This window comes from Collinsella aerofaciens (assembly GCF_015546965.1).
In the GTDB taxonomy this organism is placed as follows: domain Bacteria; phylum Actinomycetota; class Coriobacteriia; order Coriobacteriales; family Coriobacteriaceae; genus Collinsella; species Collinsella aerofaciens_X.
This window is the reverse complement of record NZ_JADMUF010000007.1, coordinates 97,573-122,547: the sequence shown is the minus strand read 5'-3', so window position 1 is coordinate 122,547 and position 24,975 is coordinate 97,573. Positions and strand designations below refer to the sequence as shown.

Sequence of the window (24,975 nt, the reverse complement as noted above, 5' to 3'; positions counted from 1 at the left end):
TAGCGCTATGAAGCAAACGCAGGCAACCCGCCGTTTGGGCGAGCAGCTTCGCGAGAAGCTCGGTTATATCCTGCTCTTTGAGGTTTCCGATCCGCGTCTCGACCTGGTCACCCTGACCGCGGTCGAGGTCGCGGTGGACCGCTCGTTCGCGCGCGTGTACGTGTCGTGCGACGCGAGCCGCTACGACGAGGTCATGGAGGCGCTCGCCAGCGCCAAGGGCCGCATCCGTAGCCTGTTGGCCCGCTCGCTCGATTGGCGCGTCACGCCCGAGCTCGATTTTCGCATCGATCGCTCGACCGATGAGGCCGAGCGCATCACGCGTGCGCTGGAAAACGTTCCCGCCACGCTTGCGATCGAAAAGGACGAGGACGGCTATCCCATAGCGGATGCCGCCCAGGAGGCAGCTTTAGATGAGTAATTCCGCCGACCTCGCATCGTGCGAGTCTGCAGATATTCAGCGACGCATCCTCGAGCTCATCGAGGATGCGTCCTCCATTGCGATTTCGGGACATACGTCTCCCGATGGTGATGCCCTGGGCTCCGTGCTGGGTCTGGGCCTCTCGCTTATGAAGTTTTTTCCCAACAAGGACATTGCCCTGCTGCTGGCAGACGATGACCCGGTTCCGCGCATTTACCGCTTTATGGAGGGCGCCGACCGTCTGGTGCCGGCATCTGCGTATACCGGCAATCCGGACCTGTTCATCTCGGTGGACGTGCCGGTCGTCGAGCGTCTGAACAACTCAGCCGAGGTACTCCGCCGCTCGTCGCATGTGGTGTGCTTCGATCATCATCCGGCGCGTGAGGAATTTGCCGAGCTGAGCCTGAGGTGCGTCGGCGCCGCGGCCTGCGCCATGATCATCGACCGCTTTTTGGACAATTGCGGCATTGTGGCTCGCGATGGCGTTGCGACCTGCCTGCTGTGCGGCCTGGTGACCGATACCGGTCGTTTTCAGTACCAAAACGCCGATGCCGCTGCGTTCCATGCTGCCTCGCGCCTGGTCGCGCACGGTGCCGATCCCGCGCGCGTTGCGCTCGAGGTCTACCAGAGCATGCGTGTTGAGTTCTTGCATCTCAAGTCCATCGTTATGGGCCGCATCAAGACGGTGGCGCACGGTCGCGTGGCATATAGCTATGCGTACCAGAGCGACCTCGAGGCCTGCGGCGTCACTTCGGACGAGTGCGACGGCCTGGTCGATGTGGTGCGCTCGGTGATGGGTGTGGAGGTCTGCCTGTTCCTGAAGGGCATTGAGGGCGATACCAAGGTGCGCGGCAACCTGCGTTCCAAGGGCGACCTCGATGTGTCCGAGATCGCTGCCAACTTTGGCGGTGGCGGGCATCATGCCGCCGCCGGCTTTTCCAACAACGGAACGATTCGCGAGACGCTCGCCGTGGCACTTCCCATGCTGGCCGAGCTGGTAGGGGAGGATCCCGCTTCGGTGACCGTCGAGCTCTAACATTTTGGATGGTACATGGCTCGTCGTACGCCTTCTCAATTGAATATGCTGCTCGCCGTCGATAAGCCGGTGGGCTGTACGTCCCACGACGTGGTATCGCAGTGCCGACGCGCCCTTCATGAGCGACGCGTCGGCCATGCCGGTACGCTCGACCCCATGGCCTCGGGTGTCATGGTGGTGGGCGTGGGCCAGGCGACCCGTCTGCTGGGCATGCTAACCCTCGATACCAAAAGTTATGTCGCCGACATTTCGTTTGGCGTCGAGACCAATACCGATGACGCGGAGGGCGAGGCCGTCCGCACGGTGCCCGTTGCCCCCGAGCTGCGCGATCTCGCTTACGCCCGTGAGCAGCTCGCCGCTATGCTTGGCCCGCAGATGCAGGTGCCGCCAGCGTTTTCGGCCATCTCGGTCAATGGCGTTCGCGCCTATAAGAGTGCTCGCGAGGGCAATGTGGTTGAGTTGCCCCCGCGCCCCGTCGAGGTCTATGCCGCCGACTTGATCGCCGTGGGCGGCGAGGGCGATACGTGCGTCTGGACCGTGGCGTTTTCGGTAAGCAAAGGCACCTACATTCGCGCGCTCGCTCGCGATCTGGGTCGTGCCTGCGATAGTGCTGCACATATTTCCGCGCTGCGCCGTACGGCCTCCGGCGTGGTTTCCATTGGCGCCTGTCATGCGGTAGAGGAGCTCTCTGCCGAGACCGCTGCCGGTTTCGCTCTGGATCCCATCGCCGCCCTAGGTGCCACGCGAGTCGATTTGCCGGGTAATCTTGCAGACGACCTGCTTTGTGGCCGCCGCATTCCCGTTGAACGCGCGCTTGCGGACTTCGATACGGCGAAGGCGCCGTTCGCGCTCGTACTCGATGGGGGATTGAAGGCGCTTGCTCGTATCGAGGGCGGCCGCTTTGTGATGGAGCACGTCTTTCCGCAGGCGATCGGCGGTGTTCGATGATGCTGACGCCCCACGAGCTCGCGCGTATCTTTTTCGCGGGTGAGTTGGATGAGGCCCGTATCGTTTCTGCCGATGCTTTTGATGGGTGCGAGTTCTTGGGTGCCGCGTCGATCGCTATTGGCGTGTTTGATGGCGTGCATCGTGGGCACCAAGAGCTGATCGACGCGGTTATTCGCGATGCGCATGACCGCGGCAGCAAGGCGGTCGTGGTCACCTTCGATCCCGATCCGGACGTCGTGGTGAGTCCGTCGCCCGCTCAAAAATTGATGACGACGGCCGACCGCCTTCATGCCCTGGCTCAAACCGGGGTCGATGCGGTGGTGGCCGTTCCCTTTACGCCCGCCGTGGCGGCACTCGACCATGTCGGGTTTCTGGCGCTGTTGTCGCGCGTTGTCGACATTCGCTCTATTCGTGTAGGCAGCGACTTTAGGCTCGGCCGCGGCGGTGCTTCGGGCGTTGCCGAAATGCGCGCCTGGGGCACTGAGCGTGGGGTTGACGTTTACGGTCACGACCTGCTCTGCGTTAACGGGCAGACCGTCTGCGCCACGCGCGTCCGCCATGAGCTGGGTCAGGGTCATGTGGAGCTGGCTGCCGAGCTTCTCGGCCGTCCCTATATGCTGCGCGGCGTTGTGGCGGCTGGCCGTCACGAGGGCTCCGACATGGGCTTTCCCACGGCAAACATCCAGGTGCCCGACGGCATCCAAGTGCCTGCCGATGGCGTCTATGAGGGTCTGGTGCTGGTCGACGATACCGTATGGCCTGCTGCCGTTAACGTCGGCCTGCCGCCGACCTATGCCGATGATGCCGCCTCGGCGCACCTCGAGGCCAACTTGATCGGCTATGCGGGCGACCTGTATGGCGCTTCCGTGTCGCTGGCGTTTACGCGCTGGCTGCGTCCGTCTCGCGTGTTCGATTCCCTGGACGAGCTTATCGCGACCGTCGAGGGTAATATCGACGATATTCGTCATAACTTGGGTGAGCAGGGGGTGGGCATCCGTGATTAGCGATGAGGAAAAAGATCAGGTACGCGCGGCGTCAGACTTGGTTGCCATCGTGCAGGAGACGGTTGAGCTCAAACCCCGCGGCCATGAGTTTTGGGGCTGCTGCCCGTTCCATGGCGAAAAGACCCCGTCGTTTCACATTATCCCTGCTACGCAGGTGTGGCACTGCTTTGGCTGCGGCGAGGGCGGCGACGTCTTTACCTATATCATGAAGCGCGAGAACCTGAGTTTTCCCGAGTCGATCCGCTATTTGGCTGATCGTGCGGGCATTGAACTGCACGATACCGGTGCGCAGCGCGATCGCGGCACCAAGCGTGCCCGCATCTATGACCTGTGCGCCGAGACGGCTCAGTTCTACCACACCATGCTTATGCGCGGTAAGGACAGCCGTCCGCGCGAGTACTTTGCCAGCCGCGGTATGGGTGGCGATGTCTGCCGACGCTACTGCCTGGGTTTTGCGCCTGGTCGCAACGCGCTGGTTTCGCACCTGTCTCAGGCGGGCTTTACCCCGCAGGAGATGATCGACGCCAACGTGGCCGTAAGCCGTGGGCGCGGCCAGCTCGCAGACCGCTTTTACGACCGTGTGATGTTTCCCATCTTTGATGAACAGGGTCACAATATCGCCTTTGGCGGGCGCATCATGGGCGATGGTCAGCCCAAGTACCTCAACACCGCCGAGACGAGCGTGTTTCATAAAAAGCGAAACCTCTATGGCTTTAACTGGGCCAAGGAGTTTATCGTTGCTCAGGATACTGCCATCGTGGTGGAGGGCTATACCGATTGCATCGCCTGCTGGGAGGCGGGGATCAAAAATGTCGTCGCCACGCTGGGCACGGCGCTGACGGAACATCACGTTAAGACGCTCACCCGTTTTGCCAAGCGCATTGTATATATGTTCGATGGCGACGCCGCCGGTCAAAAGGCTGCGCGCCGCGCGATTCAGTTTATCGAGCAGGATTCGATGGACCTGCGCTGCGTGGTGCTGCCTGACGGCAACGACCCCATGGAGTTCATCACGGCGCATGGCGGCGAGGCACTGCAGGCGCGCATTGACGCGGCCGAGCCCCTCATGGATTTTGTGTATCGCTCGCTACAGGAGTCGAGCGACATTACCACGCCGGGCGGTCGCGCCAAAGCGCTCGAGGATGCGCTGACGCTCATCTATCCGCTGCGCGACAGCTATATGATCGACACGTACTTTATCCAGATTGCCGACCTGTTGGGTTTGGACCTGGAGACCGTGCGTGCGAGTTCGGGCTGTGTGTTTCGCGATGTCGCCAAGCGCGAGGAAGCGGAGCGCCGCCGTGAGCAGAGCTACGAGCGTCAACGCGCGCAAGCTGAGCGCGCGGGCGGTTCGCAGGGACGAGGCTCGGGCGGCGGTGCGGCTGGTGCGCGCAGTGCCGGTCGCGGTGCCTGGGCTGCGGGTGCGACGCCGCCGGTGTCCGCACCGGTCGAGGAGGACCCGTACGACTACGTTCCGCTTGATGCCTATGGGGCCGCGCCGGTTGAGGTCGACGAGGATCTGCCGCCAATCGATGTGCCGGCGGGGGTGGAAAGCGCTGCGTCCGTTGCTGATAGTTCAAGCGCGGCGGCAGCTCCGTCGATGCCGATTGTTTTGACCGATCTGGAGCGGAAATCCCTGGCGGGGGAGCGCGAGCTGCTGACGATGCTCACGAGCTACCCCGATCTGTTCCGCACGTATGCCGATCGCATTTGTTCTATCGAGTGGGTCGACCCGCGTCACGAGTCCATTGCGTGGGCCGTGCTGGCAACGCCGCCGGGAACCGATCCTGCGGCATGCATGGATGCGGCGCGGGCGGTGTGTCCCGAGGCGGCCTCCCTTGTCAGCGCCGGGCGCATCTCGGCGACGAGCAAGCACCCGACCGAGACGAACATCGTCTTTATGCTCGATACGCTCGAGCTCTACACCATCAAACGTCGCATGCGAGCCGCGCAGGCCAAGTTGCGTCAGGACCGTTCACTCGACGATGAGGCTCGCCGCGTGCTGACGATGCAGGCGGTGCAAGATTCACAGCGCCAGCGCGAGCTCCAAAAGTCGATCGGTGGCGTGGCCGACCCGTTCCGTTTGATCGGTTTGGAGACCGCAGGTGCCGATCAGGCCTAGATGTTGTGGTCAACCAGCGTATTCTCGCCTATATCCTGTCTTTATTTTGGGTATAGACGTCTACGTGTGTGCTAAAGTATTGAGTCCTGTGGACTACGAAGGGAGAATCTGTGCCAAAAAAGACTGAGAGCACGGGTACTGGGCTGGAATCCTACGTTGCAAAGCTCATGGGCAACGGCTCAAACAGGACTTCGGTAACCGAGGACGAGATTCAGGTCGCCCTGAAGGATATCGATGTCTCCGATGAGCAGCTCAACGCGGTGTATTCCGCGCTGCGCAACAGCGGCATCCAGATTATCTCCGCGAGCGGAAACGACGATGCCCCGATGGACGTCGACGATGACGATAACGATACCGACGATTTCGATGATGACGAGCACGATTCCGGCTCGCTTGACGATCACGAGCTTAAGATGGCCCGCCAGGCCGATGCCGAGATGGGCTCTTCCAAGAGCAAGAAGAAGCGCACCGTGCGCACGTCCCGTTCGCGTTCGCGCGTGCGCGGCATCGATGCCTCCACGGTGATGCTGACCGGCGACCCGGTTCGTATGTACCTCAAGGAGATCGGTAAGGTCGACCTGCTGACCGCATCTGAAGAGGTTGATCTGGCCATGAAGATCGAGGCCGGTCTCGAGGCTACCGAGAAGCTCGAGGCTGCCGATGCAGGCGAGATTGAACTCACACGCTCCGAGATGCGTCGACTTACGCGTATTGAGAATGTTGGTCTTGAGGCCAAGCAGGCGCTTATCAGCGCAAACCTGCGTCTGGTCGTCTCCATCGCCAAGCGCTATGTCGGCCGTGGCATGCTGTTCCTGGATCTGATCCAGGATGGCAACCTCGGTCTGATCCGCGCCGTCGAGAAGTTCGACTACCAGAAGGGCTTTAAGTTCTCCACGTACGCCACGTGGTGGATCCGCCAGGCCATTACGCGCGCTATTGCCGACCAGGCCCGTACCATCCGTATTCCCGTGCACATGGTCGAGACCATCAACAAGCTCGTCCGCGTGCAGCGCCAGCTCCTCCAGGATCTGGGTCGCGACCCGACCCCTGAGGAGATCGGTGCTGAGATGGACATGAGCGCCGACCGCGTCCGCGAGATCCAGAAGATTTCGCAGGAGCCCGTGTCGCTCGAGACCCCGATCGGTGAGGAAGAGGATTCCCAGCTGGGCGACTTCATCGAGGACTCCCAGGCTATCGTTCCGCCCGATGCCGCCAGCTTCTCCATGCTGCAGGAGCAGCTCACCCAGGTGCTCGATTCGCTTGCCGATCGCGAGCGCAAGGTTATCGAGCTGCGCTTTGGTCTCGTCGACGGACATCCCCGCACGCTCGAGGAAGTCGGTCGCGAGTTTGGCGTCACGCGTGAGCGTATCCGCCAGATTGAGTCCAAGACCCTGGCCAAGCTCCGCCACCCGAGTCGCTCGAGCAAGTTGAAAGACTATATCGAGAGCTAGTCAAGCAAGAGGCGCCCTCAGGCACATCCGCCTGGGGGCGCTTTCATGTAGTCGTTGGGGACGTTCTTAAACGACTAGTCATTCAAGAACGTCCCCAATGACTGGGTCGGAAAATTTCTTAAAAAAGTTCTTGCCCTTCGTCCAATCGTCCGTATAATAAACTTCGTTGCTTGAGAGCACGCACCTATTCCTCGGTAGCTCAATGGTAGAGCACGCGGCTGTTAACCGCGCTGTTGTAGGTTCGAGTCCTACCCGGGGAGCCAGAATTTCTCAGCCCATTTCGCTGGGCTTTTTAATTCCTCGGTAGCTCAATGGTAGAGCACGCGGCTGTTAACCGCGCTGTTGTAGGTTCGAGTCCTACCCGGGGAGCCAGGTTTTAAAACCCGTCGCTTATGCGGCGGGTTTTTTCATGCCTCGATCGCCGGTGGCGAACGTTACCGTATCAACATTTCGTGTCGAGGATGTAATCGCGAACCCCGTGGCCTTAACATGGCGCGGTCGTTGTAAAATGTTGGAATGATTGCTCCCACGACATGGTGCCGCGATCACCAGAAAAGGAGATTCTTGTGTCTGAGACCATTAACGGCAGCCTGAGCGTCTCGAACGACGTTATTGCCGATATTGCCGGTTATGCCGCGATGACGTGCTACGGCGTCGTCGGTATGGCCGAACAGCTGCAGGGCGCCGAGAGCGTGCGCCTGCTTGCCGGCCAGCGCCTCCGCAAGGGCGTGCTTGTTTCCGCCGACGAGAACGGCCTCACGGTCGACCTTCACGTCGTGCTCGAGAACGGCGTCAACATGAAGTCCGTCTGCCACAATCTTTCGAGCTCCGTTGCCTTTACCCTGCAGGAGATCGCCCAGATCGATCCCGCCAGCCTTAAGATCGGCATCCACATCGACGCGCTCAAGAGCCGTCTGAACTAGCATCCGAAAACGGAGATTCAAATACCCATGATTGCAAAGACCATTCGCACCTGTTTTCCGATCGCTGCGGCTGCCGTTTCCGACAAGGCCGAGGAGATCAACAAGCTCAACGTCTTCCCCGTACCCGACGGCGACACTGGCACCAACATGTCGCTCACGCTCGCCTCGGTGACCAAGGAGCTCTCCGCCCTTCCCGCCGATGCCGATATGGAAGCCATCGCCGGCGCTATCACCCACGGCTCCCTGATGGGTGCCCGCGGTAACTCCGGCGTCATCACCTCGCAGATCCTGCGCGGTGTGGCCGAGGGCCTTGTCTCCGCTGATGAGCCCATTACGTCCGCCAATATCGCCTTCGCCTTCCGTCGTGCCGTCAAGGTTGCCTTCCAGGCTGTTCGTAAGCCCATCGAGGGTACGATTCTCACGGTCCTGCGTGATGTTTCGACCAAGGCAGACGAGTGTGAGAAGAAGAAGTTCTCTGCCGAGGATGCGCTCGACGCTATCGTTGTCGAGGCCTACCAGTCCGTCGCTCGCACGCCCGACCTGCTGCCCGTCCTCAAGGAGAACGGCGTTGTCGACTCCGGCGCCTTTGGCTTTGCCATCTTCTTGGAGAACTTTGTTGCCGCCGCTCTTGGCCGCAGCACCGTGGTCGAGGATTTCTCCGCTACGTTCGATTCCGCCGGCTCTGCTCGCGATGCCGCTCTTGGCCGTGTTGAGATCGAGGCTAACGACGACTGGGAGGGCTCGGAGTTCCGCTACTGCAACGAGTTCCTCTTTAAGGCCGACGCTCCTTTTGACGAGGACGAGTGCCTTAAGTTTCTGGGCTCCATGGGCGACTGTGAGCTGCTCGTGGGCGCCTACCCCGACTACAAGATCCACGTGCACTCCAACACCCCCAACCTGGTGCTCGAGCACATGCTGCAGCTTGGTCAGATCTACGAGGTCTTTATCCACAACATGGAGATGGAGGCCCACGACCGTACCGCTAAGATTCACGAGGACCAGGAGAAGGCCGCCGAGCCCGCGAAGGCCCTGGGCTTTGTCGCCGTTGCCGCCGGTTCCGGCGAGGCCGACATCCTCAAGTCCCTCGGCGTTGACGTGATCGTCTCGGGTGGCCAGACCATGAACCCTTCGACCGCCGACCTGCTGGGCGCCGTCGACCAGGTCAACGCGACCTCGGTCATCATCCTGCCCAACAACGGTAACATCCGCATGGCTGCTGAGGCCGCTGCCTCTGCCTGCACCGATAAGAAGGTCGCCGTCGTTCCCACCAAGACCGTTCCCCAGGCGTTCTCCGCGCTGTTCGCCGTCCTGCCCGATTCCGAGCTCGAGGACGCCGTCGCCGCTATGGTCGACGCCATCAGCGAGGTCCGCGATGGCGAAGTCACCCGCGCCGTGCGCGACTCCAGCGCATCGGACGGCTCTCCGATTCACTCCGGTGACGTCATGGGTATCATCGCCGGTTCCATCGACGTGGTCGGCTCCGATGTGAAACAGGTCACGCTCGACTGCATCAACCGTATGCAGGAGGAAGAGGAGGGCGACGCGCTGACGATTCTGGCCGGCGAGGAGCTGTCCGACGAGGCCTTCCAGGAGATCGTCGATGCCATCGAGGAAGCTCAGCCCGACCTGGAGATTGACGCCCATCGTGGCGAGCAGCCGCTCTATCCCGTGATCTTCTCGATCGAGTAGGCTCTGCCCATGTCCGAGCTGTGCTCCGTGCCGCGCGTCTCGGAGCGCTTTGCCCAGAGCAATGCGCTCGACGAGGATATCGCGCGACTCAAATATGTTTCGGGTAAACGTGAGGAGGCCCTTCGCCGTCTGGGAATCCGGACGGTGGGGGACCTCCTTCTCCATATCCCTCATCGCTACCTGGACTTCACTCGCTCGTGGTCCATCGAGATGGCGCCCATCGGTACCGTGTGCACCATCATCGCCACGGTCGATCGTATTGTCCAAAAGCAGCCCCGCCCGCGTATGCAGGTGACTGAGGTCTCGCTCGTGGACGAGACGGGCGTGCTGCAGGTTGCCTTTTTCCGTCAGCCTTGGATTGCCCAACAGCTTAAGCAGGGCGACCGCCTGGCCGTGATGGGCAAGGTCGAGTTTGCCTACGGTTTTAAGCAGATGGCCTCGCCCCACTTTGAAAAGCTCGAGGACGGGCGCGCCGCGGGTACCATTTTGCCGGTCCACTATGTAAGTGACGGCGTGAGCCAGGCATGGATGCGCCGTATCGTGAGCGGTGCGCTCGAAGTGGTCGCCAATCCGTTCGATCCCATTCCCGCGCCGCTGCGCGCAAAGCGGAAGCTCATGAGCAATGCCCGTGCGCTGCGCTCGATCCACTTTCCCTCGAGCATGGCCGAGCGCGACATCGCGCGCCGGCGTCTTGCCTACGAGGAGTGTCTCTACTTGCAGCTCGCGCTGCGTCTGCGCAACGATGGCGGTATGGTTGACGTGGTGCCTTATGCGCATGCCGCGGGCGAGCATTTGACTGCGCTTAAACAGGCCCTGCCGTTTTCGCTGAGCGATGAGCAGGAGGCTGCATTTCAAGACATCCTGCATGACATGTGCGATGGCGGTCGCGTGATGAACCGTCTGCTGCTGGGCGACGTCGGTACCGGTAAGACCGCCGTTGCCGCCTGCGCACTGGCGGTCGCGGCCGATAGCGGCACTCAGGCCTGCGTTATGGCGCCCACGGGCGTGCTGGCGCGTCAATATGCCGATAAGACCGGCCCTCTGCTCTCGCAGGCTGGTATGACCTGGGCGCTCTTGACGGGAGCCACGCCGGCGGCCGAGCGTGAACAGATTCATGCGCGGCTCCAGTCTGGCGAGCTCGACGTGCTCTTTGGTACCCATGCGGTGCTTTCGGAGAACGTCACGTTCAAGCATTTGTCGCTTGTGGTGATCGACGAGCAGCACCGCTTTGGAGTGGGCCAGCGTAACGCCCTACGCGCAAAAGGCCCGGGTGCCGACTTGCTGGTCATGACTGCCACGCCGATCCCGCGCACGCTGGCGCTATCGGTTTACGGCGACCTGGATACGAGCATCATCCGCCATCGTCCCGTTCCGGGTGCCGGCGTGACGACGCGCGTCCTCACCGAGTCGAGTCGCGACCTGGCCTATGGCGCCATTCGCGAGGCACACGAAAAGGGGCAGCAAGCCTACGTGATCTGTCCGCTCGTGGAGCCGAGCGATTCGGCCGATGAGCTCGAAGACGTACCCGGCATCGCTCGCGACGACGAGGGCCGCGTGACCGTGCCTGTGCCGCTGCACGATACGGCAACCGAGCTCGACCGACTGCGCCTTGCGTTGCCGGGGCTTACCATCGAGCGTCTTCACGGCCGCATGTCGGCGGGGGAGAAGGACCGGGTCATCGATGCCTTCAAGCGTGGCGAGATCGATGTGCTCGTCTCGACCACGGTGGTCGAGGTGGGCGTTGACGTGCCCAACGCCACCGTCATGGTTATCGAGAATGGCGAGCGCTTTGGTTTGGCGGCCTTGCACCAGCTGCGCGGGCGTGTAGGCCGCGGCAGCGTGTCGGGCACGTGCCTGGTTATGACGCACTCCAAGGGCAATGGCGGCGCGTCGGCGGCACAAGACCGCCTCCAGTCGCTCGAGAAGACCACGGACGGCTTTACGCTCGCCCAGATGGACCTGCGTCTGCGCCACGAGGGCGAAATCCTGGGTTACCGCCAGCATGGCGGCGTGACCTTGCGCTTTGTTGACCTCGATGCCGACGAGAAATTGATCGAGTGGGCCCATTTGGACGCGGTCGAGCTCTTGCGGTATGCTTGCAACCTTGACTCCGTGGCGACGCGCCCTCTACGCGATGCGGTCGCCATGCGGTATCGACACATCTTTAAGGAGGTCAGCGGAGGATGAGAATCATCGGCGGCGAATGGCGCGGTCGTAAGATCGAGGAGCCCCGTGGTCGCGATGTCACCCGCCCCACGACCGATCGCGTGCGCGAGGCGTGCGCATCTATGGTCATGTCGGCATTCGACTTCGATCTGGACGAGGTCCGCGTGCTGGACGCCTTTGGCGGCTCCGGCGCCTTGGGCATTGAGATGCTCTCGCGCGGTGCCCGCTCGCTCACGACGTTTGAGATCGATCGGAATGCCGCGCGGCTCATTACCAAGAATATCGAGTCACTCTGCCGTGACCGTGCGCGTTGGCGCGTGGTGACGGGTGACGTGCTGGCAAGCGCTTCGCGCGGCCGCGTGCCGGGCGGTCCCTTTGACCTGGTCCTGCTCGACCCGCCCTATGCTTTTGGCGCCGAGCCGGTCGAGGAGCTGCTGCAGAACCTGGCTCAGCAAGGCTTGCTGGCGCAGGGCGCTTACGCGCTCTTTGAGCACGCTGCCGCCGACGCGGGTGCGCATCCGGCAGGCTTTGAGACCGTGCGCGAGAAGCGTTACGGCATAACCTCGGTTGACTTGCTGCGCTGGGTTGGCAACGGCGAGGATGATGGCAACGATAGCGACGCACCCACGGAGGATTCCCATGAGTGACACCATTAACCGCGTAATCGTCCCGGGCACCTTCGATCCCATCACGTTTGGCCATATCGACGTCATCCGCCGCGCCCGTCGCATCTTTCCCAGCGTGATCGTGGCCGTTGCCGAGTCGCAGGGAAAAAACGGCGTCGGCACCACGTTTATGCTCGACGAGCGCGTGGCGCTGGCACGTGAGGCGCTCGGCGATATTGACGGCGTCGAGGTGCTGCCCTTCACCGGGCTCTTGGTCGACTTTGCCCGCGAACAGGGAGCAGGAGCCGTGGTCAAGGGCCTGCGTGCCATGACCGACTTTGAGTACGAGCTGCAGCAGGCCGACCTCAACTACCGCCTGGATAACGAGTTGGAGTCCATCTTTGTCATGAGTGCGCCGCAGTACGGCTATATCTCGAGCTCGGTGGTTCGCCAGATTGCCTCGCTCGGTAGCGACGTCTCTAATTTTGTTCCGTCTAATGTGGTCAAGGCGCTCAAACATCGCTTTTCGTGACGTTTTTTAATGCCTGGTGGCATGTGGTAAACTAACACGATGATATGTTACCTATGAAAGGAGACCGGATGCCGGGCGAGAATTTTCCTGGCGACAGGATCGTGAGTCTTGTCGACGAGCTCGAGGGGCTCATCGAAGAGGCTAAGACGCCGTTCGGCAAGAACGCCCAGATGAAGGTTATCGACGCCGACGTCTTCTTTAACATCCTCGACGAGATCCGCATGAGCTATCCCGAGGAATGGCAGAAGTCCCGCCGTATCCTCAAGGAGCGCGAGGAGCTTATGGCTTCCGCCGCCGCTCAGGCCGATTCCATCATCGCCGATGCTCAGCAGCAGGCCCTCACCATTGCCGGTGAGCAAGAGATCGTCCGCTTAGCGCAGCAGCAGGCCGACGATATCCGCGACCGTGCCCAGCAGTATGAGCGCGAGACGCGCTATGCCGCCGAGGACTACGCCGAGCAGGTCTTTACGCACCTCGAGGAGAACCTCAAGAGCCTGACCGGCACCGTCACCCGTTGCCGTCAGCAGCTCAACGAGGGTGCCGCCCAGCAGAATGGTCAGTGGTAATGGCTGAGTTCCCGAGCGTTACCGTCGATCTTTCCGAACAGCTCGAGTTTCCCGGAGACTCGTATCCGCTGACCGGCAAGGTCGATGTCGCCACCTATACGGTGGGCGAGAAGGAGTACCAGCTGCAGGACGGCATTGATTACGATGTGGTCTTTACCAATGCCGGCACCGGCGTTCTGCTCTCGGGCATGGTCCGCGCCCACGCCACCGGCGAGTGCGACCGCTGCTTGGAGCCCGCCTCGTTTGATATCGCAGGCGAGATCGAGGAGTTCTATCTCTTTAACGAGCCCGAGGATCCCGAGGCCTACGAAGACGGCTACGAGTTGCTGGGCGAGAATCGCATCGTCGATCTGGGTGAGCCCATCAACGACGCGGTCGTCATGGACACGCCGTTCGTTGTCCTGTGCAAGCCCGATTGTCGCGGCCTATGCCCCACCTGCGGCATTAATCTCAACGTCGAGCAATGCGATTGCGCCGCTCAGGCAGAGGCCGAATGGGCCGCTGCCACGGAAAATCCATTTGCAGCATTGAAGAATCTCAAGCTTGACGAGTAAAACTGTGGTAGTATCGCTACTTGCGCGTAATCGCCACACTGGATAGTTCATAAGGAAGGTCACTATGCCCGTACCTAAACAAAAGCAGGGTCGTATCCGCACTCACACCCGCCGTTCCGCCAACATGAAGATCTCGGCTGCGGCTCAGTCCACGTGCCCCCGTTGCGGCGCTGTCAAGCTCCCGCACCACGTGTGCCCCAGCTGCGGTTTCTACAAGGACCGCGAGGTTATCGTTACCGAGTAACTGTATACTCTGGATGCGATGCCGTTCCAACTGGAACCACAATGGCCGGCTCAATGAGTCGGCCATTTTTGTATAAGGAGCATGTATATGAGTAACGTTCGCGTTTGTGTAGACGTTGTTGGTGGAGACGAGAAGCCTCAGGTTGTCCTCGACGGTATCGAGGCGGCGCTTGCGGCGGATCCCGATATCGAGGTCTTGGCCGTCGGTCCCGCAGAGATCGTGAACCCCTTTGCCGCGGCTCACGCTCGCGTTGAGGCCTTGGAGGCGCCCGATGTCATCGCCATGGATGACGATCCCATTCGAGCCGTGATGACCAAGCGCAAATCCTCGATCGTGCTTGCCTGCCGTGCTATTAAGAAGGGTAACGCGGATGCGTTCTTCTCCGCCGGCTCCACCGGCGCGATGACTGCTGCCGCTACCGCCTACGTGACGCCGTTTAGGTATCAGGCCGAGGGCAAGAAGCAGCCGGTGCGTCCGTGCCTCACCAATGCATTGCCCAACCGCGCCGGCGGCCTGACGGTCCTGTGCGACATGGGCGCCAACCCCGATGTCGAGGTCGACGACATGGTGCGTTTTGCCCAGATGGGTAGCGCCTATGCGCGCGTCGTCCTGGGCATTGAGCATCCCCGCGTCGGTTTGCTCGGCAACGGCACCGAGGATGAGAAGGGCTCCAACTTTACCAAGGCGTGCTTCCCTGCCATGAAGGCCGCCGTTCCCGGCTTTGTGGGCAACTGCGAGGGTACCGACCTGACCTCGGGTAACTTTGACGTCGTCGTTGCCGATGGCATGTCGGGTAACATCGCGCTCAAGGCAACCGAGGGCGCCGCTAAGTTTTTGCTGCAAGAGCTCAAGGGTGCCTTTATGGCTTCGCTGGGCACCAAGATCGCCGCGTTGCTCATCAAAAAGCAGATGCGCGAGATCAAGGCAAAGCTTTCGGGCGATGCTAAGGGCGGCGCCATTCTGCTGGGCCTGCGTGGCGTGGTCCTGATCGGCCACGGTGCCACCTCGGTCGAGGCCGTCAAAAACGGTACGCTCGCCGCGGCGGAGGCCGTGCGCGCCGGGCTGGTCGAGAACGTCGCCAACTCTATGGACGGCATCGTTTTGTAGGAGCGAGTTAGAGCGCTGTTATGTGCCTCGCGGCCTTCGTCGTGGGGTAGAATCAAAACCGTGTCTTGGCGCTGCGCTTGCGGCGCCAGCTCGTTGATGTTCACGCAATACGAGAGGAAGCGCTATGGACCGCTCCGAAATCTTCGATAAGATCGCCGAAGTCGCCGCTGACGTTCTGGGCGTCGATGTCGCCGACATTAGCGACGAGACTACCTTTGACGATCTCGATGCCGATTCGCTCGAGCGTCTGCAGCTGGTGACGGCCATCGAGGACGAGTTCGACCTCGAGATCGATGACGAGACCCTGCTGTCGCTCAACTCTGTCGCCGACGCTGTCGACGCTATTGAAAACGCCAAGGAGGCCTAAGTCTTGGCTTTATCTCAACGACTCGCGCGCGCCCAGGAAATCCTGGGCCACGAGTTCAATAACAAGGTGCTGCTGCGCGCGGCGCTCACGCACCCTTCTGCCGTGGAAGGTCAGCCCGTCTCGGCGAGTTATGAGCGCCTTGAGTTTTTGGGCGATTCCATTTTGGGCGCCGTGGTTGCCCGCTCGCTCTTTGAGTCCTATCCGGAGTTTGACGAGGGCAAGCTTACGCGCCTGAAGGTGTCGCTCGTCTCGGGCGCCACGCTGTCCGAGGTGTCCCATGAGCTGGGCATCGACGACATCATCATCTTTGGTGCCTCCGAGACCGGCACGGGCGCGCGCGGTCTGCACTCGGCGCTCGAGAACGTCTACGAGTCGCTCGTGGGCGCCCTGTACCTGGATGCCGGCTGGGATGCGGCGGCGGAGTTTATCCACCGTACACTCAAGCCGCACCTGGCTTCCGAGCGTGCCGAGCATCCCGCGAACCCTAAGTCGTTCTTGCAGGAGTGCGTGCAGGCCGACGGCCACGAGCCTCCTGCGTATAAGCTGGTCGGCTCCGAGGGCCCCGCGCATGCGCCCACCTTTACCGCTGTGGTACTCATCGACGGTATTCGCCAGGGCCGCGGCACCGGTTCCTCCAAGAAGGAGGCCGAGGGTGCCGCTGCGCTCGAGGCGCTTGATCGCATGGGTTACACCACCAACGGCGTGATTCTCAACAAGAAGCCTGTTTAAGCGAGGAGCCGTGTATCTCAAGTCCCTCACGCTCAAAGGGTTCAAGTCGTTTGCCGACCGCGCTCATATGACGTTTGAGCCGGGCCTGACCGTCATCGTCGGTCCCAACGGCTCGGGAAAATCGAACATCTCCGACTCGATTCTGTGGGTCCTGGGCGAGCAGAGCGCCAAGCAGCTGCGCGGCCAGGCCATGGAAGACGTCATCTTCTCGGGCTCGTCGGCGCGCAAGCCGGTGGGTGTAGCCGAGGTCACGCTGGTGCTCGATAACTCGGACCATATGCTGCCCGTCGACTTTGACGAGGTCGCTATCACCCGTCGTATGTACCGCTCGGGCGAAAGCGAGTACCTCATCAACTCGAGTCCATGCCGCCTGATGGACATTCAGGACATCCTGCACGATTCGGGCCTGGGCAAGGATACGCATTCCATCATTAGCCAGGGCAAGCTCGATGCCATTTTGCAGAGCCGCCCCGAGGAGCGTCGCGCCCTCATTGAGGAGGCCGCAGGCATCTCCAAGCACAAGCGCCGCAAGGAGCGTGCGCTCAAAAAGATTAAATCGATGGACGAGCACCTGACCCGTGCCCGCGATATCAACAAGGAAATCGCCCGTCAGCTGCGACCGCTGGAGCGTCAGGTCGATCGCGCGCGCAAGTACAAAGAGCTGTCCTCGCGCGCGAACGAGCTTACGCAGATGCTGGCCGTCGACGAGCTTCGTTCGCTGCAGTCGCAGTGGAACGACCTGGAGAGCCGCTCCAAGGAGGGCGCTGCCGAGCTTGAGCTTGCGCAGTACCGCCTGGGCGAAAAGGAGCGCGAGCTCGAGAAGCTCCAGGTCATGCTCGAGGAAAAGGGCCTGTTTGTGGGCGACTTGGGCGAGCAGCGCCGCCATATGCAAGATGTGGTCGGTCGCATTAACTCAGACATGCGTCTGCTCGAGGAAAAGGGCCATAACATGGTGTCGCGCCTGTCCGACATGCGCGGACAGATCTCGAGCTCCGAGCATCAGCGCCGTCGCGTGGTCGAGGAGCTTGAGGACGCACGTGCTCAGCTCGAGGAAGTGACCGGCGCGCATATGCAGGCCCAGGAGGACGTTGACGCTGCTGGTCCTGCCGCCGCCGAGCTCCACGAGCGTCGCGTTGCGCTTGATGCGCGGATTTCGCAGCTTACGCGCGAGCAGCGCGATGTGCAGTGCGTTGCCGATAATGCTGCGCTCGAGCTCGCCAAGGTGAAGGATTCGCTGAGCAACGCCGAGGTCGAGGACAACATGTATGCCTCGCGCCTGGAGCAGATCGATGAGCAGCTCGAGGAGGTCACGGCATCGCTTGATAGCCGCCGCAACCGTGCTGAGGAGCTCGAAGGTGCGCTCGATCAGGCTCGTCAAGCCCAGAGCGATGCGCGTGAGGCTACCGAGGTCGCCCGTGCAGCCCTTAAGGACTTGCGTAATCGCGAGAGCGAAGCGCGCAACAAGCTGTCCGAGGTGCGCTCGGAGCTTGCCAGCCAAAAGAAGCTTGATGCTCGCATGGCCGACAGCTCGCCGCTCGTAAGCCGTCTGGTGGGCGCGCTGGGCGACGATGTCTCGGGTCGTCTGGGCGATGTGCTTGAGGCACCGCGTGAGCTTGAGGGCCTGGTTGAGCAGCTGCTCGCCGGCGATATCGATGCCCTGTTGTTCGATAACGCTGCCGCACTTGAGCGCGCCGGTCGCGCTGCCTTGGACCAAAAGAAGGCCTCGGGCGAGGCGCTGCTGGTGGCGCGCAGCGTGAGTGGCTCTGCGGTCGCCGAGGGTGCCGCCGGTAACCGTCTTGTTGATCGTCTGTCCGTGCGTGCGGGCTACGGTCCGGTCGTCGAGGCATTGCTCGGCGGCTATTACGTGGTCGATGACTTGGCTGCCGCCCTGACTGCGCCTGTAGTTGACGGCGTGACCTATGTGACTCCCGATGGCGCCCGCGTGAGCTGTGGCGGCCTGGTGCGTGTGGGGCTCGACGCCGGCGAGGCTTCGGGTGCCCTGGAGCGCAAGCGTCGCATTCGCGAGCTTGAGGGTCTTGAGCCCGATCTGGCTGCCGTGTTTGAGCATGTGTCGGATCAGGTCGTCGAGGCCAATGCGGCCGTCGAGGGGGCGCGTGCCGCCGAGGGCGATGCTGCCGGCGAGATCGCCCGTCTTGAGGGCGAACGCCGCTCGCTGCTCTCCGAGATCGGCCGCTTGGAGCAAAGCGCCAACAATGCCGAGGTCGATCGCGTGCGCATTTCCAAGCGCCGTGAGCAGGCCGCCGAGGCGGTCCGCGCCGCGCGCCCGCGCGTTGACGAGCTCACCCGTTCGCGTGATGAGGCTCGTGCGCAGGCAAGTGACCTGGGGCTCCAGATTGCCGAAGCTAACGACGAGCTCGATTGCGTGCGTCGCGACGACTCCGAGGCCGCCGGTAAGCTCGCCGACGCTAAGGTCCGCCTGGCTCAGACGAGCGAGCGCCTGCGTTCGCTGAAGGGCCGTGTGCCCGATCTGGAGCATCGTCTGGAGGGCATCGACCGCCGTATCCGCGGAACCCGTCAGGCCTCGCGCTCGCTCGAGTTGCTGCGCCTGCGCGTCGACCCTATGCACGAGCGCTATTCGGCCCTGCTGGAGCGCGCGTCGGATTGGGCCGCGCGCCTGCGTGACCAGGCTTCGCTCGAGGAGGCGGACTCGGCCTCGCTCAAGAAGACCATCGAGGACGCCAAGGCCGAGGTCTCCCGCGCCAAGGAGCGGGTCGATGCCGCCACGGCGACGCAAAACGAGTTCAAGGTCGCACGCGGCAAGCTCGAGGTGCAGGTAGAGGCGGCCATCAAGGCTATTACCGCCGATGGCACCACGGTGCTCGAGGAAGCGCTCATGCTGCCGGCGCCCACCGACCGCGACGCCGCCGAGCGCGAGCTCAACCAGCTCGTGCGCCAGATCAACAACCTGGGCCCCGTGAACCAGGTTGCCATGGAGGAGTACGAGCAGCTCAAGCGCCGCGCCGATTACATCGAGGAGCAACTGGCCGATTTGGAGAGCGCGCGCAAGGCGCTCACCAAGATCACCGTGGCCATCGACCGTAAGATGCGCAAGGCGTTCTTGGTGACCTTTGAGAAGGTCGATGCGAACTTCCGCGAGATCTTCGCCATGCTGTTCCCGGGAGGCCAGGCACATCTGGAGATGACCGATCCCGAGCATCCGGCCGAGACGGGCATCGAGGTCGTGGCGCAGCCGCGCGGCAAGCGCATCACCAAGATGATGCTCATGTCCGGTGGCGAGAAGAGCCTGACGGCGCTCGCCTTGCTCTTTGCCGTGTACCGTACGCGCACGGTGCCGTTCTATGTGCTGGACGAGGTCGAGGCGGCGCTCGACGACGCCAACCTGTCCAAGCTCATCGGCGCCCTTGATGTGCTGCGTTCCGATACGCAGCTCTTGGTAATCTCGCATCAGCGCCGTACTATGGAGGATGCTGACGTTCTCTACGGCGTCTCGATGCAAGCCGACGGCGTCAGTCGCGTCGTCTCGCAAAAACTCGATCGCGAAACCGGAAAGGTCGTGAATGCATAATGGGATTCTTTGACGCACTCTCGCGCGGACTCGAGCGCAGCCGCGAGGCCCTCAACGAGGTCTTTTACTTTGGCGGTGAGGTCGACGAGGATTTTTGGGAGGACCTTGAGGACACCCTCGTCATGGGTGACATGGGTGCCGAGGTCGCCATTCAGGTCTCCGATGACCTGCGCGACGCCGCTGCCAAGAAGAACCTTAAGACCGCCCCGCAGCTTCGCCGTGCCCTGGCCGAGCAGCTCGAGGGCCATTTTGTGCCTGTTGAGCGCGATCCGTTTTCCGATACGCCGAGCTGCGTGCTGTTTGTCGGCATCAACGGTGCCGGCAAGACCACCACGGTCGGCAAGATTGCGAGCGCCATGGCCGCCCGCGGCAAGAACGTGGTGATCGGTTCGGCCGACACCTTCCGCGCCGCTGCCATCGAGCAGCTCGATGTGTGGGGTCAGCGTGCCGGCGTACCGGTTATTAAGCGTGACCGCGGCTCCGATCCGGCGAGCGTGTGCTATGACGTGCTCGACGAGGCCGATAAGCGCGGCAGCGACCTGGTGCTCATCGATACCGCCGGCCGTCTGCACACGAGTCCCGAGCTCATGCGCGAGCTCGCCAAGGTGGTTAATGTGACCCGTAAGCGCGCCGCCAATATGGCCGCCGGTCCCATGCCGGTCTCGGTCGTGCTTGTGATCGATGCTGCCACTGGTCAGAACGGTCTGAACCAGGCGCTCGAGTTTAACGAGGCGCTGGGCCTGGACGGTATTATCATGACTAAGCTCGACGGAACGGCTAAGGGCGGTATCGCCATGGCCGTGGCCGAGAAGCTCAAGCTCCCGATCCTTCGCATCGGCGTGGGCGAGCAGGTCGATGACCTGCAGGAGTTTAACGCCAAAGATTTCTGCCGCGCCCTGGTGGGCGAGTCCAACTAAGGAGTAACCAGTGTTTGATTCCCTGAGCGATCGCCTCAACGACACATTTGACCGCCTGCGCGGCAAGGGTAAGCTGACCGAGGCCGATATCTCTTCGGCCATGCGCGATATTCGCATGGCGCTGCTCGAGGCCGACGTCAACTTCAAGGTCGTCAAGGAGTTCGTCGCCAAGACCAAGGAGCGCTGCATGACCGCCGAGGTCATGGAGTCGCTGTCGCCGGCGCAAAACGTCGTCAAGATCGTGCTCGACGAGCTCACCGAGATGCTCGGCTCAACCGAGAGCAAGCTCGTCTTTAGCAACCGCATTCCCAATGTCATCATGCTCGTGGGCCTGCAGGGCTCCGGTAAGACCACGGCGGCCGTAAAGCTGGCCTACCTGCTCAAGAAGCAGGGCCGCTCGCCGCTGCTCGCCGCGTGCGACGTCTACCGTCCCGCCGCTGCCGACCAGCTCGCCACGCTGGGTGGCGAGATCGGCGTGCCGGTCTTCCGTGGTGACGGCGCGCACCCGGTCGACATCGCCAGGGGCGCCATCCAGGAGGCCGTCGACCACCTGCGCGACGTGGTCATTGTCGATACTGCCGGTCGTCTTCAGATCGACGAGCAAATGATGCAGGAGGCCGTCGACATCAAGAAGGCCGTCAAGCCCGACCAGGTGCTGATGGTCGTCGATGCCATGACCGGCCAGGATATCGTCAACGTCGTCTCGACCTTCGCCGATCGCACCGACTTTGACGGTGTGATTATCTCCAAGCTCGACGGCGATGCCCGTGGCGGTGGCGCACTTTCGGTGCGTCAGGTGACCGGCAAGCCCATCAAGTTCGTGAGCATGGGCGAGAAGCCTGATTCGCTGGAGCCGTTCTATCCCGATCGCATGGCCAAGCGAATCTTGGGCATGGGCGATGTCGTAGGCATTATCGAGAAGGCCCAGGAGGCAGCCGATGCAGAGCAGCTCGAGGCTGCCGAGCGTATGCTGCGCGAGGGCTTTACCATGAACGATATGCTCGACCAGATGAAGGCCGTCAAGAAGATGGGCGGCATGAAGGGTATCCTGGGCATGCTCCCCGGCGGACAGCGTGCACTCAACCAGATGGGCGGCAACCTGGATGAGGGCATCTTCGATAAGAATGAGGCCATCATCATGTCGATGACCAAGGAGGAGCGCCTGCGTCCCTCCATCATCAACGGTCAGCGTCGCGCGCGTATCGCCAAGGGCGCCGGCGTAACCCCCACCGAGGTCAACAGCCTTATGAAGCAGTGGGGCGAGATGAATAAGATGATGGGCCGCATGCGCACGATGGCCAATCAGGCACAGGCCGGCGGTAAAAAAGGCAAAAAGGGAAAGAAGGGCAAGAGGATGCGCATGCCCAATATCCCTGGCCTGGACGCTATGGGTCTGGGCGGCATGGGCGGCCTGGGTACGGGCGGTCCCAAGTCCGATATGGAGCTGCTGCGCCGGATGGAAGCGCAGATGCGTAATAAGAAATAGGGCTGTAATTCCAGCTTGATATGGCAAAGGCCACTCGGAAGCTACCGGGTGGCCTTTGTTGTTGGCTTTGATTGTTGGGCTGCGTTTAGCGTCGTGCCCTGAGCTCGCGGTGCCGTGCCGTTAGTGGCAGCCGCAGCCCTCGTGGCCCTCGTGCTCGTGATGGCCGTGACAGCTGCAGGCCTCGCCATGTTCGTGGGCGTGGTCGTGGTCATGGCCGTGGCAGCCGCACGTGGCCTCGCCGTTCTGTGCGAGCGTGCCGGCGATAAGGGCCTCGACGCAAGCGTCGCAGCTGCCCTGGGCACCTGCGTATACCGTGATGCCGGCTTGGGCAAGCGCGTTGATGGCGCCACCGCCGATACCGCCGCAGATGAGAGTGTCCACGCCGCCGTTGGCGAGCAGGCCCGCCAGGGCACCGTGGCCGGTGCCGCCGGTGCCCACGACCTGCTCGTTGAGCACCTTGCCGTCCTGAATGTCGTAGATCTTGAACTGCTCGCTGCGGCCAAAGTGCATAAAGATGCTGCCGTTGTCGTACGTGGTTGCCACCCTCATGGTGCCGACCTCCTTTGCTGGCCATGCGGCCGTTTTCGTGGTAATGGGGGAGTACGCGATATTGCCGCCCTCGATGACAATCGCCCGTCCATTGACCAGCGCGTTTGCCACCTTGCGATGCGCGCGGCTGCAAATTGCCGCCACCGTGGCGCGGGCAATGCCCATGTGCTGGGCGACGGCCTCCTGATTGAGGCCTTCCAGGTCGCACAGTCGCAGGACTTCGAGCTCGTCGACCGTCATATCGATGGCGTCTCCACTGGCTAGGCCGTCAGGGGTAAAGCCGCGGTATTCGGGGATGATCCCGACGCGGCGCAGTTTTTCGCGTCTTCCTGCCATGCGCACTCCTTATCTGACATATGTCAACAATAGAATAGCGAACGCGCAGAATTGCGCAAGGAATTTCTGGCATATGTCAGAAAAAGGCGTAGATGTTTCGTTGACGCATGCGGTGCCGTACTGCCGTGCATTGCGTGTGCCGGCCCAAGTGTCCAATCCGACACTTGCGCGCCTGGGCTACAATAAAATCGCCAATAGGCTACTGACGGGAGGGTCAATGAGCAAAGCTGATCAACAGTTTGTAACCATGTGCCGCGATATTTTGGACCATGGCACCACCACCGAGGGCCAAAAGGTCCGTCCGGTGTGGGAGGATGGCACCCCTGCCTATACCATTAAGAACTTTGGTGTCACGGCGCGCTACGACCTGCGTGAGGAGTTTCCGGCGCTTACCCTGCGTCGTACGGCCCTCAAATCTGCCATGGACGAGATCCTATGGATCTATCAGAAGAAGTCCAATAACGTGCATGACCTCAACAGCCATATCTGGGATGAGTGGGCCGACGAGACCGGCTCTATCGGCAAGGCATACGGGTACCAGATTGGCCAGAAGAGCCATTACGCCGAGGGTGACTTTGACCAGATGGACCGCGTGCTGTACGACCTTAAGCACACGCCGTACAGCCGCCGCATTATGACGAACACCTATGTGTTTAGCGACTTGTCCGAGATGCACCTGTATCCGTGCGCCTACAGCGTGACGTATAACGTGACGCAGCGCCCGCAGGATGACAAACCGACGCTCAACATGATTCTCAACCAGCGCAGCCAGGATATTTTGGCCGCGAACAACTGGAATGTGTGCCAGTATGCAATTCTGCTGATGATGGTTGCGCAGTCGGTCGATATGATTTCCGGTGAGCTGCTGCACGTGATCGCCGATGCCCACATTTACGACCGCCATGTCGATATCGTCCGCGAGCTTATCGAGCGTCCGCAATTTGCGGCTCCCAAGGTAACGCTTAACCCCGATGTGCATGACTTCTATGCGTTTACGACCGATGACCTGATCGTCGAGGGCTATGAGCACGGTCCGCAGGTTAAGAACATCCCCATTGCGGTGTAGGTGGCGCGCATGACGTGTAAGCTTTCTGCCATTGTCGCCGTGTGCGACGACTGGGGTATTGGTTGCGAGGGCGACATGGTCGTGTCCAACCGTGCCGATATGCGCCATTTTGTGGCGTGCACCAAAGGTTGCCCGGTCATTATGGGACGCAAGACACTTCTGAGTTTTCCCGGCGGACGACCGCTCAAGAATCGCCGCAATATCGTGCTCACCCGCGACGAGAGCTTTGCTGCCGAGGGTGTCGACGCGGTGCATAGCGTTGACGAGGCCTTGGCCGCCGTGGCCGATGAGCCCATTGTGTGGGTGATTGGCGGCGGCGAGGTGTATCGACAGTTCTTGCCGTATTGCGTCGAGGCCGAGGTTACGCATAACCATTGCGTGCATGACGTGGATACGTACTTTCCCGATCTGGATGCCGATCCCGCATGGGAGATTGCGAGGCGTGGCGGTGTTGCCACGATTGCCGCGGGCGAGGGTGACGAGGGTCTCGATTATGAGTTCGTGACGTATCGTCGCGTCGAGGCGTAAATCGTCTGGCGTGAACGGTATCATCGGGTTATTTGAATGCATGGGGCGGCGCTTAGCGTCGCCTCGTTTGGTATAGATGTGCTGT

General features: G+C 61.7%; 23 protein-coding genes and 2 tRNA genes. 24 read left to right on the top strand and 1 reads right to left on the bottom strand.

Annotated features, from left to right (window positions below; genetic code table 11):
- Positions 1–7 precede the first annotated feature (7 nt).
- The 22 genes from rbfA to ffh all read left to right on the top strand — a co-directional run bounded on the left by rbfA (position 8) and on the right by ffh (position 22,411).
- A complete protein-coding gene (rbfA, locus tag I1M21_RS06405; protein ID WP_117647311.1) occupies positions 8–418 on the top strand; it encodes a 30S ribosome-binding factor RbfA in 411 nt (136 codons plus the stop codon).
- Entirely contained in the window at positions 411–1,454 is a 1,044-nt protein-coding gene (locus I1M21_RS06400; protein WP_195192895.1) for a DHH family phosphoesterase, read from the top strand. The genes rbfA and I1M21_RS06400 overlap by 8 nt, the downstream gene beginning before the upstream one ends.
- 15 nt (positions 1,455–1,469) lie before the next feature.
- Positions 1,470–2,402 (top strand): tRNA pseudouridine(55) synthase TruB, encoded by a 933-nt coding sequence (gene truB / locus I1M21_RS06395; protein ID WP_195192894.1) that lies wholly within the window; start codon positions 1,470–1,472, stop codon positions 2,400–2,402.
- The gene (gene ribF, locus I1M21_RS06390; protein WP_229025649.1) at positions 2,399–3,406 is read left to right on the top strand and encodes a riboflavin biosynthesis protein RibF; all 1,008 of its coding nucleotides are present in this window, start codon (positions 2,399–2,401) and stop codon (positions 3,404–3,406) included. Before truB ends, ribF begins: the two co-directional genes overlap by 4 nt.
- A complete protein-coding gene (dnaG, locus tag I1M21_RS06385; RefSeq protein ID WP_195192893.1) occupies positions 3,399–5,528 on the top strand; it encodes a DNA primase in 2,130 nt (709 codons plus the stop codon). The genes ribF and dnaG overlap by 8 nt, the downstream gene beginning before the upstream one ends.
- 110 nt (positions 5,529–5,638) lie before the next feature.
- Positions 5,639–6,979, top strand: a complete 1,341-nt coding sequence (gene rpoD / locus I1M21_RS06380) for an RNA polymerase sigma factor RpoD (RefSeq protein ID WP_195192892.1) — start codon at positions 5,639–5,641, stop codon at positions 6,977–6,979.
- A gap of 188 nt (positions 6,980–7,167) precedes the next feature.
- Positions 7,168–7,242, top strand: a tRNA-Asn gene (locus I1M21_RS06375).
- Positions 7,243–7,276: 34 nt separating this feature from the next.
- Positions 7,277–7,351, top strand: a tRNA-Asn gene (locus tag I1M21_RS06370).
- A 161-nt stretch (positions 7,352–7,512) separates the two neighbouring features.
- On the top strand, positions 7,513–7,902 hold the full coding sequence (locus I1M21_RS06365; protein ID WP_195192891.1) for an Asp23/Gls24 family envelope stress response protein: 390 nt from the start codon (positions 7,513–7,515) through the stop codon (positions 7,900–7,902).
- A gap of 27 nt (positions 7,903–7,929) precedes the next feature.
- Positions 7,930–9,591: a DAK2 domain-containing protein gene (locus tag I1M21_RS06360; RefSeq protein ID WP_006234030.1), complete on the top strand. Its 1,662-nt coding sequence runs from the start codon at positions 7,930–7,932 to the stop codon at positions 9,589–9,591.
- 9 nt (positions 9,592–9,600) lie between these two features.
- Positions 9,601–11,778, top strand: coding sequence for an ATP-dependent DNA helicase RecG (gene recG / locus I1M21_RS06355; protein WP_195192890.1), 2,178 nt, complete (start codon positions 9,601–9,603; stop codon positions 11,776–11,778).
- A complete protein-coding gene (gene rsmD / locus I1M21_RS06350) occupies positions 11,775–12,404 on the top strand; it encodes a 16S rRNA (guanine(966)-N(2))-methyltransferase RsmD (RefSeq protein WP_195192889.1) in 630 nt (209 codons plus the stop codon). Before recG ends, rsmD begins: the two co-directional genes overlap by 4 nt.
- Positions 12,397–12,894, top strand: coding sequence for a pantetheine-phosphate adenylyltransferase (gene coaD, locus I1M21_RS06345; RefSeq protein WP_195192888.1), 498 nt, complete (start codon positions 12,397–12,399; stop codon positions 12,892–12,894). The genes rsmD and coaD overlap by 8 nt, the downstream gene beginning before the upstream one ends.
- Positions 12,895–12,962: 68 nt before the next feature.
- Positions 12,963–13,460: an ATP synthase subunit B family protein gene (locus I1M21_RS06340; protein WP_022094019.1), complete on the top strand. Its 498-nt coding sequence runs from the start codon at positions 12,963–12,965 to the stop codon at positions 13,458–13,460.
- The gene (locus tag I1M21_RS06335; RefSeq protein ID WP_195192887.1) at positions 13,460–14,014 is read left to right on the top strand and encodes a YceD family protein; all 555 of its coding nucleotides are present in this window, start codon (positions 13,460–13,462) and stop codon (positions 14,012–14,014) included. The genes I1M21_RS06340 and I1M21_RS06335 overlap by 1 nt, the downstream gene beginning before the upstream one ends.
- A 64-nt stretch (positions 14,015–14,078) precedes the next feature.
- Entirely contained in the window at positions 14,079–14,258 is a 180-nt protein-coding gene (gene rpmF, locus I1M21_RS06330) for a 50S ribosomal protein L32 (protein ID WP_022094017.1), read from the top strand.
- 87 nt (positions 14,259–14,345) lie between these two features.
- Complete coding sequence (plsX, locus tag I1M21_RS06325) at positions 14,346–15,365, top strand: phosphate acyltransferase PlsX (protein WP_035138131.1); 1,020 nt, start codon at positions 14,346–14,348, stop codon at positions 15,363–15,365.
- A gap of 124 nt (positions 15,366–15,489) precedes the next feature.
- Positions 15,490–15,732: an acyl carrier protein gene (locus I1M21_RS06320; RefSeq protein ID WP_035138134.1), complete on the top strand. Its 243-nt coding sequence runs from the start codon at positions 15,490–15,492 to the stop codon at positions 15,730–15,732.
- 3 nt (positions 15,733–15,735) lie between these two features.
- Positions 15,736–16,461, top strand: a complete 726-nt coding sequence (rnc, locus tag I1M21_RS06315; protein ID WP_117583423.1) for a ribonuclease III — start codon at positions 15,736–15,738, stop codon at positions 16,459–16,461.
- Positions 16,462–16,471: 10 nt separating this feature from the next.
- Positions 16,472–20,008, top strand: a complete 3,537-nt coding sequence (gene smc, locus I1M21_RS06310; RefSeq protein WP_195192886.1) for a chromosome segregation protein SMC — start codon at positions 16,472–16,474, stop codon at positions 20,006–20,008.
- The gene (gene ftsY, locus I1M21_RS06305) at positions 20,008–20,925 is read left to right on the top strand and encodes a signal recognition particle-docking protein FtsY (RefSeq protein ID WP_117564147.1); all 918 of its coding nucleotides are present in this window, start codon (positions 20,008–20,010) and stop codon (positions 20,923–20,925) included. The genes smc and ftsY overlap by 1 nt, the downstream gene beginning before the upstream one ends.
- Positions 20,926–20,935: 10 nt before the next feature.
- Complete coding sequence (gene ffh / locus I1M21_RS06300) at positions 20,936–22,411, top strand: signal recognition particle protein (protein WP_195192885.1); 1,476 nt, start codon at positions 20,936–20,938, stop codon at positions 22,409–22,411.
- Positions 22,412–22,531: 120 nt separating this feature from the next.
- On the opposite strand, the gene I1M21_RS06295 is transcribed toward ffh, so the two are convergent.
- A complete protein-coding gene (locus I1M21_RS06295; RefSeq protein WP_195192884.1) occupies positions 22,532–23,296 on the bottom strand; it encodes a DUF134 domain-containing protein in 765 nt (254 codons plus the stop codon).
- Between the two features lie 217 nt (positions 23,297–23,513).
- Here I1M21_RS06295 and thyA point away from each other — a divergent pair, with 217 nt between their 5' ends.
- Both thyA and I1M21_RS06285 read left to right on the top strand, forming a co-directional pair.
- On the top strand, positions 23,514–24,362 hold the full coding sequence (gene thyA / locus I1M21_RS06290; protein WP_195192883.1) for a thymidylate synthase: 849 nt from the start codon (positions 23,514–23,516) through the stop codon (positions 24,360–24,362).
- Positions 24,363–24,371: 9 nt separating this feature from the next.
- Complete coding sequence (locus I1M21_RS06285; protein ID WP_195192882.1) at positions 24,372–24,890, top strand: dihydrofolate reductase; 519 nt, start codon at positions 24,372–24,374, stop codon at positions 24,888–24,890.
- The last annotated feature ends 85 nt before the right edge of the window (positions 24,891–24,975 follow it).